General features: G+C 61.5%; 16 protein-coding genes. 10 read left to right on the top strand and 6 right to left on the bottom strand.

Going from position 1 to position 12,688, the window contains the following annotated elements; genetic code table 11:
• Positions 1-27: 27 nt before the first annotated feature.
• The 4 genes from X751_RS159295 to X751_RS159310 all read left to right on the top strand — a co-directional run bounded on the left by X751_RS159295 (position 28) and on the right by X751_RS159310 (position 2,848).
• On the top strand, positions 28-1,116 hold the full coding sequence (locus tag X751_RS159295; protein ID WP_023700669.1) for an HPP family protein: 1,089 nt from the start codon (positions 28-30) through the stop codon (positions 1,114-1,116).
• A 101-nt stretch (positions 1,117-1,217) separates the two neighbouring features.
• Positions 1,218-1,886 carry an RNA polymerase sigma factor gene (locus X751_RS159300; protein WP_023743964.1) on the top strand — a complete coding sequence of 223 codons (669 nt, stop codon included), beginning with the start codon at positions 1,218-1,220 and terminating at the stop codon, positions 1,884-1,886.
• Positions 1,887-2,001: 115 nt separating this feature from the next.
• Complete coding sequence (locus tag X751_RS159305; RefSeq protein ID WP_023743963.1) at positions 2,002-2,526, top strand: DUF4142 domain-containing protein; 525 nt, start codon at positions 2,002-2,004, stop codon at positions 2,524-2,526.
• Between the two features lie 10 nt (positions 2,527-2,536).
• Positions 2,537-2,848 (top strand): cupredoxin family copper-binding protein, encoded by a 312-nt coding sequence (locus X751_RS159310; RefSeq protein ID WP_023689894.1) that lies wholly within the window; start codon positions 2,537-2,539, stop codon positions 2,846-2,848.
• Here X751_RS159310 and X751_RS159315 read toward each other — a convergent pair.
• Positions 2,824-3,708: a crotonase/enoyl-CoA hydratase family protein gene (locus X751_RS159315; RefSeq protein WP_023743962.1), complete on the bottom strand. Its 885-nt coding sequence runs from the start codon at positions 3,706-3,708 to the stop codon at positions 2,824-2,826. The genes X751_RS159310 and X751_RS159315 overlap by 25 nt on opposite strands.
• 81 nt (positions 3,709-3,789) lie before the next feature.
• Between X751_RS159315 and X751_RS159320 the strand changes: the two genes are divergently transcribed.
• Complete coding sequence (locus tag X751_RS159320; protein ID WP_023705688.1) at positions 3,790-4,380, top strand: TetR/AcrR family transcriptional regulator; 591 nt, start codon at positions 3,790-3,792, stop codon at positions 4,378-4,380.
• A 97-nt stretch (positions 4,381-4,477) separates the two neighbouring features.
• Here the strand turns inward: X751_RS159320 and X751_RS159325 are convergent, their stop codons facing one another.
• Together X751_RS159325 and X751_RS159330 are read right to left on the bottom strand one after the other, a co-directional pair.
• Entirely contained in the window at positions 4,478-5,779 is a 1,302-nt protein-coding gene (locus X751_RS159325) for an anion transporter (RefSeq protein WP_023743961.1), read from the bottom strand.
• Positions 5,780-6,543: 764 nt separating this feature from the next.
• Positions 6,544-6,780 (bottom strand): hypothetical protein, encoded by a 237-nt coding sequence (locus X751_RS159330; protein ID WP_023671471.1) that lies wholly within the window; start codon positions 6,778-6,780, stop codon positions 6,544-6,546.
• A 274-nt stretch (positions 6,781-7,054) separates the two neighbouring features.
• Here X751_RS159330 and X751_RS159335 point away from each other — a divergent pair, with 274 nt between their 5' ends.
• Positions 7,055-7,381 (top strand): hypothetical protein, encoded by a 327-nt coding sequence (locus tag X751_RS159335; protein WP_023705687.1) that lies wholly within the window; start codon positions 7,055-7,057, stop codon positions 7,379-7,381.
• Positions 7,382-7,397: 16 nt separating this feature from the next.
• Here X751_RS159335 and X751_RS1000000167795 read toward each other — a convergent pair whose 3' ends face one another.
• Positions 7,398-7,766: a sensor histidine kinase gene (locus tag X751_RS1000000167795; protein ID WP_245265731.1), complete on the bottom strand. Its 369-nt coding sequence runs from the start codon at positions 7,764-7,766 to the stop codon at positions 7,398-7,400.
• 792 nt (positions 7,767-8,558) lie between these two features.
• Here X751_RS1000000167795 and X751_RS1000000165285 point away from each other — a divergent pair.
• From X751_RS1000000165285 to X751_RS159355, 4 genes are all read left to right on the top strand, one after another.
• The gene (locus tag X751_RS1000000165285) at positions 8,559-8,726 is read left to right on the top strand and encodes a Thivi_2564 family membrane protein (RefSeq protein ID WP_023705685.1); all 168 of its coding nucleotides are present in this window, start codon (positions 8,559-8,561) and stop codon (positions 8,724-8,726) included.
• A gap of 28 nt (positions 8,727-8,754) precedes the next feature.
• Positions 8,755-9,033 (top strand): hypothetical protein, encoded by a 279-nt coding sequence (locus X751_RS159345; protein ID WP_023705684.1) that lies wholly within the window; start codon positions 8,755-8,757, stop codon positions 9,031-9,033.
• A 161-nt stretch (positions 9,034-9,194) separates the two neighbouring features.
• The gene (locus X751_RS159350) at positions 9,195-9,665 is read left to right on the top strand and encodes a GFA family protein (protein WP_023705683.1); all 471 of its coding nucleotides are present in this window, start codon (positions 9,195-9,197) and stop codon (positions 9,663-9,665) included.
• Positions 9,666-10,235: 570 nt separating this feature from the next.
• On the top strand, positions 10,236-10,430 hold the full coding sequence (locus X751_RS159355; RefSeq protein WP_023705682.1) for a hypothetical protein: 195 nt from the start codon (positions 10,236-10,238) through the stop codon (positions 10,428-10,430).
• An 83-nt stretch (positions 10,431-10,513) separates the two neighbouring features.
• Here the strand turns inward: X751_RS159355 and waaF are convergent, their stop codons facing one another.
• Positions 10,514-11,536: a lipopolysaccharide heptosyltransferase II gene (gene waaF / locus X751_RS159360; RefSeq protein WP_023743960.1), complete on the bottom strand. Its 1,023-nt coding sequence runs from the start codon at positions 11,534-11,536 to the stop codon at positions 10,514-10,516.
• Positions 11,533-12,474 (bottom strand): glycosyltransferase, encoded by a 942-nt coding sequence (locus tag X751_RS159365; RefSeq protein WP_023808296.1) that lies wholly within the window; start codon positions 12,472-12,474, stop codon positions 11,533-11,535. Before X751_RS159365 ends, waaF begins: the two co-directional genes overlap by 4 nt.
• Between the last annotated feature and the right edge of the window lie 214 nt (positions 12,475-12,688).

Raw genomic sequence — 12,688 nt, 5'->3', positions numbered from 1 at the left:
CACAATTCCAGCCTGACTGAGCTTGCCATGGCCTTTCGTCTCTTTGTCCCCATTCTCGCCGGCGCGACGCTGCGCGAGCGCCTCATCGCCTGCATCGGGGCGATGATCGGCATTGCGCTGACCGGCGCGATCGGCGCGCTGGTGCTTGGCAATGGCCCGCATGTGCCGCTGCTGGTGGCGCCGATGGGGGCGTCGGCGGTGCTGCTGTTTGCGGTGCCTGCAAGCCCGCTGGCGCAGCCATGGTCGATCATCGGCGGCAATACAATATCGGCGCTGGTCGGCGTGATCGTGGCCCATTTCGTCCATCAGCCCGTTCTCGCCACGGGCATTGCCGTGGCGATGGCGATCGCCGCCATGTCGTTCTCGCGCTGCCTGCATCCGCCGGGCGGAGCCGCCGCACTGACCGCCGTGCTCGGCGGGCCGGCCGTGATCGGTGCGGGCTTCCTGTTTCCGTTCGTGCCGGTGGCGCTGAACTCCATGATGCTGGTCGCGCTCGGCTATGCTTTCCACAGGCTGTCGCGACGCAGCTACCCGCATGTGCCGGCCCCTGCCCCGAAAAGCACGCACGGAACCATCGATCCGCCGGCTCAGGAGCGCATCGGCTTCCGGGCCGAGGACATCGATGCCGCGCTGGCTGCGCTCGACGAGACCTTCGACATCGACCGCAACGATCTCGAACAGCTGCTGCGACAGGTCGAACTGCAAGCGGCGATGCGCGCACACCGAACCATGTTGTGCGAGGACATCATGTCCCGCGACGTGATTTCGGTCGATGAACACGCGTCCGCTGATCGGGCGCGTCATCTGCTGCTCGACCACAATATCCGCACGCTGCCGGTTGTCGACAAGGACGCCAGGCTGGTCGGCACCGTTGGATTAAGGGAATTGGCGCGAGCCGACGAAGCCGTCGGAAGCGTTACCTCGACAGCGTCGACCGCCGCCGCCGGTACGCCCGCCATGGCGCTGCTACCGGTGCTCACCGACGGCCGCACCCATGCAGTCATCATCTTGGACGGGGACAGCCGCATCCTTGGCCTGATCACGCAGACCGACCTGCTTGCGGCCACGGCGCGAGTGCAGGCTGCTGACAAGCCGCTGGCGGAAGCAGTATTCTAGGCGCCGTCGGAGCCGGGCGAAAATGGCCGGGAACCTTTTGCCGGCGATGTCATCCAATGTCTATCGAGGTTTCGGACGGGGATTGGATCGAGGAACTGGCCATGCCTGCTATGTCTGTACCAATGCCCACGGCTGCTTCAAGCGAGATGCTTCTCGTGCGCCGCGCGCTGGCACGCGAAGGCAACGCCTTCCGCATCATCATGAAGACCCATAATCAGCGGCTCTATCGCATCGCTCGCGGGGTGGTGCGCAACGATGCCGAAGCCGAGGACATCGTCCAGGAGGCCTATGTCAGAGCCTTTGCCCATCTCGATGCCTTTCGCGGGGAGTCCTCATTGGCCACCTGGCTGTCGCGCATCGTCATCAACGAGGCGCTCGGCCGTCTGCGCAAAAGGCGGCGGACGGTGGCGAAAAACCCGCAAGCCGAAATCATCCAGTTCCCCCTCAATCCCAGCGACGATCCGGAGCGGACGATGGCGCAGCGGCAGATCCTCGAGTTGGTGGAACGGGCGACCGACAGCCTACCCGATGTTTATCGGACGGTGTTCGTGGCGCGGGTTATCGAGGGGCTCAGTATCGAGGAGACCGCCGAGCTGCTTGGCGTGCGGCCGGAAACCGTCAAGACAAGGCTACACCGCGCCCGCGCCCTGGTACGCAAGGCACTCGACGACCAGATCGGGCCGGTGCTGCTCGACGCCTTCCCGTTTGCCGGCCGGCGCTGCGACAGGCTGACCAGCGCCGTCATGCAGCGGCTCGGCCTGGAGAGCTGATCATCGGCTGATTTGGCCGATTTCCCCGGGAACGTTTGCCGCCGCTGCGCATCCAATGACCGTCAACTCAAAAACATGGCCCGGCGCGATCCCGCGTCCGGGCGAAGGAGATGCCATGCTTACCCGACACACCGCCGCCCTCGCTGCCTTGCTGCTGCTTGGCGCTGCCCCGCTCGCGCAAGCCGCCGACAAGCCGACGGACCCGCAGATCGCCCACATCGCCTACACGGCAGGCGTCATCGATGTGGAAGCCGCCAAGCAGGCGATCAAGAAATCGAAGACCAAGGAGGTCGTGGATTTCGCCAACGACATGGTGCGTGACCACGAAGCGGTCAACGCGCAGGCACTGGAACTGGTAAAGAAGCTGAAGGTGACGCCGGAAGACAACGCAACCAGCCAGGCGCTAACCAAGGCTGCGGCCGAGGAGCGGGCGAAGCTCGCCAAACTCGACGGCGCAGCCTTTGACAAAGCCTATGTCGACAACGAGATCGCCTACCACAAACAGGTCGACGGCGCGCTTGAAACCCTTTTGATCCCATCGGCCAGTAATACCGAGTTGAAGAGCCTGCTGGAGACCGGCCTGAAGATTTTCCAGGGCCATGAACAGCACGCCGAGCATGTTGCAGGTATGCTGAAGTAAGGACCAGGCTATGTCGAAACGGCAGCTGTGGATTGCACTGGCGCTGGTCTTCGGGACCTCACCCGTGCAGGCCGAAACCATCCAGGTCACCATCGACAAACTTGTCTTTTCGCCGGCCACCGTCGACGCGAAGGTCGGCGACACGATCAAGTGGGTGAACAAGGACGTGTTCGCACATACGGCTACCGTCAAGGGTGGCTGGGAAGTGATGATCCCGCCGAAGACAACAGCGAGCCTGACCCTGCGGAAGGCGGAAGCGGTCGAATATTTCTGCCGCTTCCACCCCAACATGAAAGGTCATGTGGCCGTGACGGCGCCTTGATCCCGGTCCGCAAGCCCGTCCTGCTGCGTTGAGGCTCGCCTGGCTTCATCCGGACGGGTGATGTGTGTCCACGAGCCGTCACAGCCCGGCTGGCGCCGTGCGATCCAGGCATCCAGCCCTTCGCGCAGATCAGCGGTCGGAGCCATGCGGGCGAACTGCTCGGCCTCGACAGCCAAGCCTTCCGCGATGCTCTGGTTCAGGCCCCGCGCCACTGCTGTGAGGATTGAGGCAATTGCTGCAGGAGAATGTCTGGTCATGCGCCGGGCGAGATCAATTGCGGCGGGCATCAGCTCCTCATGCGGCACCACCTGGTTGACGAGGCCGAGTTCGACGGCGCGCGGCGGCGGGAACCAATCGCCGGTCAACAGCAGCTCGAGCGCCCGCTTGCGCCCTGCCAGTCTCGGAAGCCGCTGCGTGCCGCCGAAAGCGGGCGGCATTGCAAGGTTGATCTCAGGCTTGGCGAACAAGGCGCGGTCGCTGGCGATAGCGAGCGGCACGGCTTCGGTGATCTCGCAGCCGCCGCCGAAGGCGATGCCGTTGACGGCGGCGATGACGGGCTTGCGGAATGCCTCCAGCCTTGCGGTCAGGCGCTGTCCGCGCATGACGAAGTCGCGCAGGGCAACGTCGACGCCGATGTCCACGCTGCCTGAGAATTCATGGATGTCGCCGCCGGCGGAGAAGGCGCGCTCTCCTGCTCCAGTGAGGATGACGGCGCGGATGGCATCGTCGGTCTCGGCGGCATCGAGGAGCGCAAGCAGGCGATCAATCAGCGCATAGTTCAAGGCGTTGAGCTTTTCCGGCCGATTAAGTGTGAGGATGGCGATCCCGTTGCGGGCCTCGGTGAGCACAAGCTCGGTCATGTCTTCTCCTTCCCTGTGTTTGTCGACGGAGAGGATCAGGCTTTCGGTTGTATGTATATTCACTAGTCGGTATACTTGCGTATGAGCGAAGCACCAAGCCCTACCCGCAAACGCATTGTCGATGCCGCAACGAAGCTGTTCTATGCCGAGGGGATCGGCCGAGTCAGCGTCGATGCAGTGGCGGAAAAAGCCGGGCTGACCAAGCGCACGCTCTACTATCATTTCAAGAGCAAGGACGATTTGATCGCGGCCTATCTCGACGGTCGCGACCAGCCGAACCTCAAGCAGATGGCCGGCTGGTTCGAGATGACCGAAGGCGATGTCGAGCGCAAGGTCGAGGCGATTTTTACCAATCTGGCGCGCGTGGCGAAGCACCCGAAATGGAGAGGCTGCGGCTTTCTGCGCACGGCAGCCGAACTCGCTTCCATGCCCGGACACCCGGCCGTTAAAGCGGGGGCGCGGCATAAGCAGAATTTCGAGACCTGGCTGGCCGGCGAACTCACAGGCCACGGCGTCGACGAGCCGCAGACCCTGGCGCGCGAAATCGTGCTTTTGATGGACGGCGCGTTCTCGATCATGCTGATCCACCGCAACCCCGACTATGTCGAGGCCGCCGGACAGGCCGCTGCAACGCTGGTTCGGGCAAGGTCAGGATCGGCGACTATCCGCTAGAGCGTTCACCGTTTAGTGGAGACGGCGAAACACGCTATCTCTTTGTTTTGACGCAATTCCGGACGGAGAACCGCTTCACATTTTTCGTGGAGTTGCTCTAGAATCCAGCCGCCAGCCATGCCGTGCCGACGGCAAGGGTGAGCAGCGTCAGTGGCAGGCCGACCTTGAAGAAGGCTGAGAAGGACAGCTGCGTGCCGGCCGCCCGCGCCTGTTCGGCGACGATCAGGTTGGCGACCGAGCCAAGCAAGGTGAAGTTGCCGGCCAGCGTCGAGCTCATCGCCACCACCAGCCAGGCACGCCCGGGGTTTTCAAGGCCGGGTATGAATGGCCGCAGCGCCAGCACGGCCGGAACATTGCTCATGATGTTGGAGAGCACCGCGGTGAAGCCCGATAGACGCCAGACGTCGTCCAGCCCGAGGTTCTTGGCCGAGGCGATGATGTCGGGCGTCAGCAGCGTCTTTTCGGCGCCGGCGACAACGATGAACAGGCCGGCGAACATGAACAGCAGCGGGCCGTCGATCTCGCGGTAAATGCGTGCCGGCTTGATGGCGCGGGTGAGCAGCAGGATGGCGCCGCCGATGAGCGCTGCCTTGGCAACCGGTACGCCGGCGAAGAAGGCNATGGCGCGGGTGAGCAGCAGGATGGCGCCGCCGATGAGCGCTGCCTTGGCAACCGGTACGCCGGCGAAGAAGGCGATGGCCAGGCCAATGCAGACAACCACCGCCTTCAGCACCTGTCCCGGCAGCATGCGGCCGCGATAGACTTCCGGGTTGAGATCGGCGGTGCGGGCGAATTCGGCGCGGTAGACGATGCGCACGATGACGACGACCGCGACGAGGCCGAAGAGGGCAACCGGCGCCAGGGCGGCCGAAAAAGCTGGGTAGGAAATTCCCGACAGCGCGCCGATGACCATGTTCTGCGGGTTGCCGGTGATGGTGGCGACGCTGCCGCAGTTGGACGCGGTGGCGGTGGCGATCAGATAGGGAATGGGATTGCGATTGATGACACGGGTGACGTGGACGACGATCGGCGCCATGACCAGGCAGATGGCGTCGTTGACCAGGAACGCCGACAACACGCCGGTCAACAGCGTCACCATCACCAGCAGCACGAAAGGCGCGTGCGCATGCTCGATAGCGTAGGCGCCAAGCGCCCGGAAGGCGCCGGACACCTTCAGATGCGCCACCACGATCATCATGCCGAGCAGCAGCGTAATGGTGTCGAAATTGATGGCGCGATAGGCATCTTCCATACTGAGTGCGCCGATGGCGATCATCGCCGCCCCCCCCAGCAAGGCGATCCCTGCCCGGTCGAGACGGAGGCCTGGAATACGCCCGATTGCGACGCCGGCATAAGTCAGGACAAGGATCAAAAGTGCCGCTGCGCCCATCAATGTCATTGGCAGACATCCTTGTCCAAACGAACCGACGCAGGAACGGACTGTTCCCGCTCGGGCATTTGCCGGGCAGCTTTAACGCCGCTCCAGCAAAGCGAAAGCCTATAACGATCCGAATGCGAAAATCGGTGGGCAAAATCGCGGGTTGACCGATGCCGGGAGCAACCGGAGCTTGATCTTGAGACGGCCGAGATTGGGAATGAGACACGCGCGGCGGACTGCCGGTGGCCTGAGATTGCCATCCGCGAACTTCCCCTCGGAAGGCTCTCGTGGCGTATGTAATTAAATTCTAATTTAGGCTTTCCGGGTATGGATAGCTTAGCATATTTCGTCCTTGGGGTTTCAGATGGTCCAGGTTCTTGAGAGGGAATGCCGTGTCTCGGAGAACGAGGCTCTGCTGGCGCGTCCGATGGAATGTCCACAATGCCACGGAACCCGCAAGGTGTTTGTCTGTGCCCGGTGGGCCAGCTCGAACGGCCATTGCTGCCCCGGAGGAACACACCGGCTCAGTTGCCCCGGTCACAGCGTCGCGTGCATGGAGTGCGAAGAGAACCTTGAGCGTGTCTGAAGCGATCGCGACTATTTCCTGTCGGGAAAACGCAAAAAGCCCGCTCCGGCGAACCGGAGCGGGCTTTGCAACCATACGCCAAGAGTACCCTGCTGAGACCAGTACCCTGCCGAGAGCCGACCCGCTTTGCGTTTCCGCCACCGCAATAAATTGGTAGCGGCACTTCCAGAAAAGCGATTGTTGGCTAACCGCCGTCGAATTACTCGCCCGACTGGCCGTCGCCAGTCACACTGCTGCCCAGAATTCCAAAGTCCTGAGACTTAGTTCCTTGTCCCGCAGTCAGGAATCCATCCGCATCCAGGCCGCGCCGCAGCAGTTCCCGCACCGCCGCGGACCGGCTTGGCATGCGCTTTTCGAAGCGCCAGTTTTCCAAGGCAGCCAATTCCTCGGCTGTCAGCATGATCTGCAGTCGCTCGGGTCGTTCCAGCTCGGCCATTCGCGCCTCCAACCGTCAAGACCAAAAAATATGGTGAGTTAGTATGTGTCTCAATTGCAGTATAGCTAGGGGTCCCCGTGCAGCGCGTCAAGAGAGGCTGATGGGTGACTCACATACAAGACCAACGATGAGGAAGACACGCCGATAGCACAACCCGCGCAGTCTGCTAACTACTTGATTTACTTGAGAATACTTTATATTCTTCTTGCCATCTGAAGGTCGTTGGCGCATCTTGACCACGACGGGACAACCGGCTCCTGAAAGGAAGGTTTCCATGCGCTACGGATATTCGGCTCGGCTACGGGAGGATCTCAATTCACGGGTCCTGGGCGCGCTGCGCTCGCGCGGAATGGTCAATATTGCGGTGGTTGCCGAGGACATACGATTGCGTAACCTGGACGAGAACGTCGCCCTTGAAGATGTCGAGCGGCTTGTGATGCAGACGGCCCAACTCTACGGCGCGGTGATGGAGTTGGACGGACTGACCTCCGTCGAGGCGGGGAGATTGACTTCGCTTGCCGACGATAAGCACGAACTGCCTGGCATCGGCAATTCCGACACCACAGGCGGCCAAACCGGTCACCTATTGGGATTGTCCTAAGGCGCGACCCGCTCTTTCAATCGACAAAATCCGCGAGAGAGATTTGGACCGAGCGCAGCGGCGCCTTGAGCGTCCAGACAACGCCTTGTTCCCCAAATTTTAGTTGTCCGGTGCCGCTAAGCGCTTGTGGCGCAACCCGCTTGAGCACGACGGAGCCAAAACCGCGGCGCGTCGTCCCACTCAGGTTCGGCCCACCCAATTCACGCCAGATCAAGCTAAAGGTATCGGTGCCGTCGGTTGCCGGCGCCGTATCCCATTCGATTTCGACTCGTCCGCCGTGACGTGAAAGTGCTCTATGCTTTGCGGAATTGGTGGCCAGTTCGTGGAAAGCGATGCCGAGATACTGCACGGCATTCGGGCGAAGCGTGATCACAGGCCCGGCCACCGACAAACGGTCCTGCGCCGCGAAAGCTTTGAGTTGCGCCTTGAGCAGGTCGCCGATGCTGGCGCCGCGCCATTCGGCGTCGACCAGGAGATCGTGTGATTGCGAAAGCGCCGAGATGCGCTATCGCACCTGTTCGAGGAATGTCGCCGGACTGCCCGCCGATTTGCTCGTCTCATAGATCATCGAAATGATGACCGGATGCGGGCTTCGTCGGCTTGCGTTTGCGTGCGCAGATCAAGCAGCTGTTGATGGCGCCGACAATTTCGCCCGATCCGTCGCGGAGCAGGCGTGGGTGGGCTATAAACGGAATAAGTTCGCCGTCCGGCCGCTCTGCCTGCAATGGCCTGGTCCCACGTGATATCGTGTCCTTCAACCATGGAAACGGCCATCGGGCACTCAGCATGCGCCATCGGCCGACCATCGAGGTGACGGAGTTTCCACGAGCCGCACCACAGGTCTCGGCCAAGACCGGACGATGCCCCCAAATGTCGGCAGCGGCCTCGTTGTAGAACGTGATGCGGCCGTTTTTGTCGGAACCTCGTCAGCCCGGGGCGGTTCTCCCGTTAGCCCAGCCTGACCCAGCAACAAGTCGCCTGGAAACCGTGTCGCCGATGGCAAACGACAACCATTACGGCAAACAGACCTGATCGGCATCCAGCTTCAAAGGCCGCGGAACGCTGTTTCGCAGCCTTTACGTTGCGCCGGCGGCTTCGCATCGACAGGAACCAATCTATGGCCAGAGCGTTTGCCGCTGCGTACTCTTCTCAGACGTAGCCAGACGGAGTGAGGGACATGGCTTCATCGGTACTTATCGGCATTCTGATCACTTTCCTGGTGATCATCCTGGTGCTCTATCTCATCCAGCGTCTGCCACTCGATGGCCGCACGAGGCAGATCGCGCAGATCGTTGTCATCATTATCGGCATCATTTCGCTGTTGAAATACCTGGCCGCATTTTAGGATAAGGATCGCCATGATATCCCAAACAATGGCATGGATCATTGGAACGGCGTTGTTTGCAGCAACAAGCACGGCCTACGCCCGACCCGACACGCGTTCGATGACCTGCGAGGAGACGCAGCGCCTGATCCAGAGCCATCACTCGGCGGTGTTGACGACCGGCCGGAATACTTACGATCGCTATGTCCGCCAATACGGCAACGAGTGCGACTGGCCGGAGGTGCCGGTCGCTGCCTCCGTTCCGACACGTGATGGCCAGTGCCGTGTCTATTGGTGCCGGGAACCGGTGTTCGATTTCCCGAACTGACATATCCAGCAGCCTTGCGGCGGTCGTTGCCATGGCGCTCCCGGGTTCAGACGATGCATTGCGCGAGGCGACATGGAACCCTTGCGCTGCGGGTGAATTGATTGTGCGCATGGCGCTGCAAGATGTAGCGGTGTGATGCCCAACCAGATGGAGGAGCGGTCATGCCCAATGATACAAGGCGGAGCGGCAGCTGCCTGTGCGGCGGCATCCAGTTTTCGGTGACGGGAGATCCCTTTCGGATTGGCCTTTGCCATTGCAAGGACTGCCGCAAGGCTAGCGGGTCGGCTTTTTCGGCGTTTGCAGTGTGGCCGCTCGAGGCGTTCGAAACGACGGGTATCGTCAGCAGCTACGGCGACAGAAGTTTTTGTCCCACCTGCGGCGGCCGGGTCCCTTTGGTTCGTGAGAATGAGGTGGAAGTGACGATTGGCAGCCTCGATGAGGTGCCCACCGAAGGGCTGGAGCCCAGCTATGAACTCTGGGTCAATCGCCGTGAGCACTGGTTGCAACGCTTGCCTGCCGCCCGGCAATTCGAGCACGACCGAGTCGATGACGAGCCGACAAACCGGACAGCCGAACCGATTTCTGACGGTGTCGAGACGCCGTCTAGCTTGCCGCAACGCAAGTCGGCCTAGCGCGAGCGGCGCAGACAGCCGGCAGGCACGAAATTCATTCTCGAAACCGCCCGATGCCGACAGGACCGGGTCCGACAACATTTCACCCGGTAGAAGCCAAACGCAAAAAAGCCCGCCTTGGCGTCAAGCCAAGGCGGGCGGTAGATCATCCGGCCTGCGCTGCCGTGGAACGATGGATTGGCCAAAGCCCTGGGCTGAGACCCATGCCGTTTGTAACCGCGATTGACTACGGAGCGGCCCCGGTCAGCTGGAATTCGTCTTGTGGTTGCAACGATGCTACGTTTTGTTTGGAAACGAGAGCTTAAGACCACGCAATATCGTTACGTCAACTATGCTGTCCAAGTATGTCGTGGTGTGAACTGAAGGAATCTTCCTGTCTTGTACAAAAGAACGCTTTGTTTATTTTCTTTCCGTCACATAGTGTAGCGAATCTTGAATCCGGATGGGGCGGCTTTCATGCAGCCAGCGCCTTCGCAGGATCGCGGTCCGCACGTGCAATATCCACTTCACGGCAATCTTCATGCAAGCATAGTCAGCACAAAGTTCATGCGCAGACATTGGGGGGCACCGATGGACCAGCCGAGCAAAATGGAGAACCTGCAGTTCGCGCAAGGGATACTGCGGGAGCTTCGGCAGAAAGCCGAAGGCGACGGCGAGAAGCTTCTGACCTACCTCATCGACATGGCCTACCTTGAAGCCAGCGACCGTATCCGTGCCCACTGGGTCGGCAATCACGAGCCCGAAAACCGCAGGGCCAAGGGGTAGTGCCAAGGGGTAAACCCGAAACGGGGCGATGGTTGCCCCCACGGAGCGTTTGATCAGACGCTTGGGGCCGGCGAGGCCACCGGTCAGTTGGCAATACCGGCTGAGAGGTCAGCCAGAACCTCCCTCACCCGAGTTTCGCTGACGCCGCGCGTGTCCTTGACCCAGCTGGGCGTCGAAAGCGGCGGTTCGATAAAGCGAACATGGTTGTTTACGGGCCCATGCACATAGGGGCGATTCAGCCCGTAGATGAGCGCGCATGGGACGTTCAGGGCAGCGGCGGCGTGGGAAATCCCGCCATCAACCCCGAGGAACATGGTCGACGCAGCGATTTGGCACATCGCGTCAGCAATCGACGGGGTCGAGGTGAAGTCGATTGCCTCAGGAATGGCGGCGCGGATTTTTGCGGCACCGGCGTGCTCGCGCGGTCCGCCTACAATCCAGATTGCCCAGCCGCGATCATGATGGTCTCTGGCGATCGAAATGAAGCGCTCGACGGGCCATGAGCGGAAATTCTCAATGTCGGCAGTATAGAGCGCCAGTGCCGGTCGGTCGGCATCGATCTTCTTGTGCTGGCGCCATTCGTCCAGTTCGGCCGGATCGACCACAAGCCGGGGCGCCGGCCACTCTGCGCCCGCAGCCGGCGTTTCGCCAAGCGAGGCAATCGAGCAGACTTCCTCGAACAGCCGCGTCTTGCGGGGTCCGAAGGCCCATAGATGGGCCAACCAGCCGGCGGGGAAGCGATTGAGGAGGCCGAATTGCAACTCCTGCGGATAGCCGATGCGCTCCTCTATTCCGGCCATGAACGCCATCAGCGCCGCCTTGGTGCTGCTGGTCATCAGATAGGCCGTACGGTAATTTTCCTTGCGCAACTCGCCAACCAGGCGGCTGCGCTCGCCAAAACCGGGGCGCTGATGACGCTTGGCAAGCGCCCAGCCCTTCCTGACATGCGGCATCAGGCGCGCCAGCGGCGCTGCAACGGGCGAGGTGACGACATCTATTGGGCGATCAGGAAATCGCGCGGCAATGATCTGGATGGCGGAATGGCAACGGACGAAGTCGCCGACCGCGGGGAAGCCGACGAAGAGGATTGGATCGCCGGTCGTCAAGGAAGCGCTTCGCCGTCAAGGATGCGGGCATAGAGATCCAGATAGCCGCGCGCCGCTTTTTGGATGGGAAATCTCGTCGCGGCCGATTCGCGGCATTGCTGAGGCGTAAGGTCGGCGACGGCCTCGAAAGCGGCCGCAAATTCTTCATCGGTCTCAAAGAAGCGCCCGCTGTCGGCATCGACCGTCTCGGGCAATGCGCCTCGCGTCGTCGTCAGCACCGGAGTGCCGCACAACATGGCTTCGACCGGTGCGTTGCCGAACGGCTCCTCCCAGGCGATGGGGTTGAGGAAGGCTCGCGCTTCGCCGAGAAGGCGAAGCTTCGGCTCGCCGTCAACGATTCCGTGGAAACGGTATCGCCTGCCAAGGCTCTTGAAAAACAACCCTTCGCGGCGGGTCTGACTTCGGCCCAGCAGTTTCCAACGCGAGCCACCGGCGATATCGAGACCGAAATCGAATTTTTTGGCGAGATCGACGGCGCGGTTGAGGCCTTTGCTTGATCGTGCAATGCCGGCGAGAAATAGCAGGCGGTCGCCCTTTGCAGCCGACAAACGATAGGCGTCCACCGGAAAGCCATTGTAGACGAATGTCTCGCGCCCATGCTGGCGGGCATGATTGGCGCTGATAAAGCTCCAGTTCGCAACTGGCATGGGCTGGTCCGGCATAAAGCCGCGCTGCGTATTCAGCGTTGGAAATGGCACCTCGACGGGCCAACTATGGGTGTGGACGATTTGCGTGTCCCGCGGAATGGCTGCCCGGCATTCGGCATCGGTCGAAGCGTGCCGGACTTCGAAGAGCGGGTGGCTGGAGCCAGGGCCAGCGATCACCACGACTTCGTGTCCGAGACGAACCATCTCCGTGGCCAGCCATTCGACCTGACGCTGAATCCCACCGTAACCTCGGCAGGGTATTACGCCCTTCAAAACGAGCGTCACCCGCATTGACCTTGCCTCACAATGCTCTCAAAGACGGCCCAGTTGCGTCACGGGCTGGGCATTGTCAAGGTCGCGCCAGAAACGCAAAAAGCCGCGGCGGCCTCGATCGGGTTACGGAATCGTTAATCAGCGCTTGCTACTATACCGGATGACCAAGAATCTCGGCAATGCACCCAGGACCATCTCCAGGCAACAGCCAAAGACCTCCGCTCTTGGTGGG

It is taken from the genome of Mesorhizobium sp. LNJC394B00 (assembly GCF_000502555.1).
Lineage (GTDB): Bacteria > Pseudomonadota > Alphaproteobacteria > Rhizobiales > Rhizobiaceae > Mesorhizobium.
Note: the sequence above shows the minus strand (reverse complement) of the source record. Positions and strands in the feature narration are given on the sequence as shown.

Bases quoted from the DNA above. Each gene is read 5' to 3' on its own strand.
- X751_RS159295 (WP_023700669.1), top strand. From the start codon at position 28: ATGGCCTTTCGTCTCTTTGTCCCCATTCTCGCCGGCGCGACGCTGCGC.
- X751_RS159300 (WP_023743964.1), top strand. From the start codon at position 1,218: ATGCCTGCTATGTCTGTACCAATGCCCACGGCTGCTTCAAGCGAGATG.
- X751_RS159305 (WP_023743963.1), top strand. From the start codon at position 2,002: ATGCTTACCCGACACACCGCCGCCCTCGCTGCCTTGCTGCTGCTTGGC.
- X751_RS159310 (WP_023689894.1), top strand. From the start codon at position 2,537: ATGTCGAAACGGCAGCTGTGGATTGCACTGGCGCTGGTCTTCGGGACC.
- X751_RS159315 (WP_023743962.1), bottom strand. From the start codon at position 3,708: ATGACCGAGCTTGTGCTCACCGAGGCCCGCAACGGGATCGCCATCCTC.
- X751_RS159320 (WP_023705688.1), top strand. From the start codon at position 3,790: ATGAGCGAAGCACCAAGCCCTACCCGCAAACGCATTGTCGATGCCGCA.
- X751_RS159330 (WP_023671471.1), bottom strand. From the start codon at position 6,780: ATGGCCGAGCTGGAACGACCCGAGCGACTGCAGATCATGCTGACAGCC.
- X751_RS159335 (WP_023705687.1), top strand. From the start codon at position 7,055: ATGCGCTACGGATATTCGGCTCGGCTACGGGAGGATCTCAATTCACGG.
- X751_RS1000000165285 (WP_023705685.1), top strand. From the start codon at position 8,559: ATGGCTTCATCGGTACTTATCGGCATTCTGATCACTTTCCTGGTGATC.
- X751_RS159345 (WP_023705684.1), top strand. From the start codon at position 8,755: ATGGCATGGATCATTGGAACGGCGTTGTTTGCAGCAACAAGCACGGCC.
- X751_RS159350 (WP_023705683.1), top strand. From the start codon at position 9,195: ATGCCCAATGATACAAGGCGGAGCGGCAGCTGCCTGTGCGGCGGCATC.
- X751_RS159355 (WP_023705682.1), top strand. From the start codon at position 10,236: ATGGACCAGCCGAGCAAAATGGAGAACCTGCAGTTCGCGCAAGGGATA.
- X751_RS159365 (WP_023808296.1), bottom strand. From the start codon at position 12,474: ATGCGGGTGACGCTCGTTTTGAAGGGCGTAATACCCTGCCGAGGTTAC.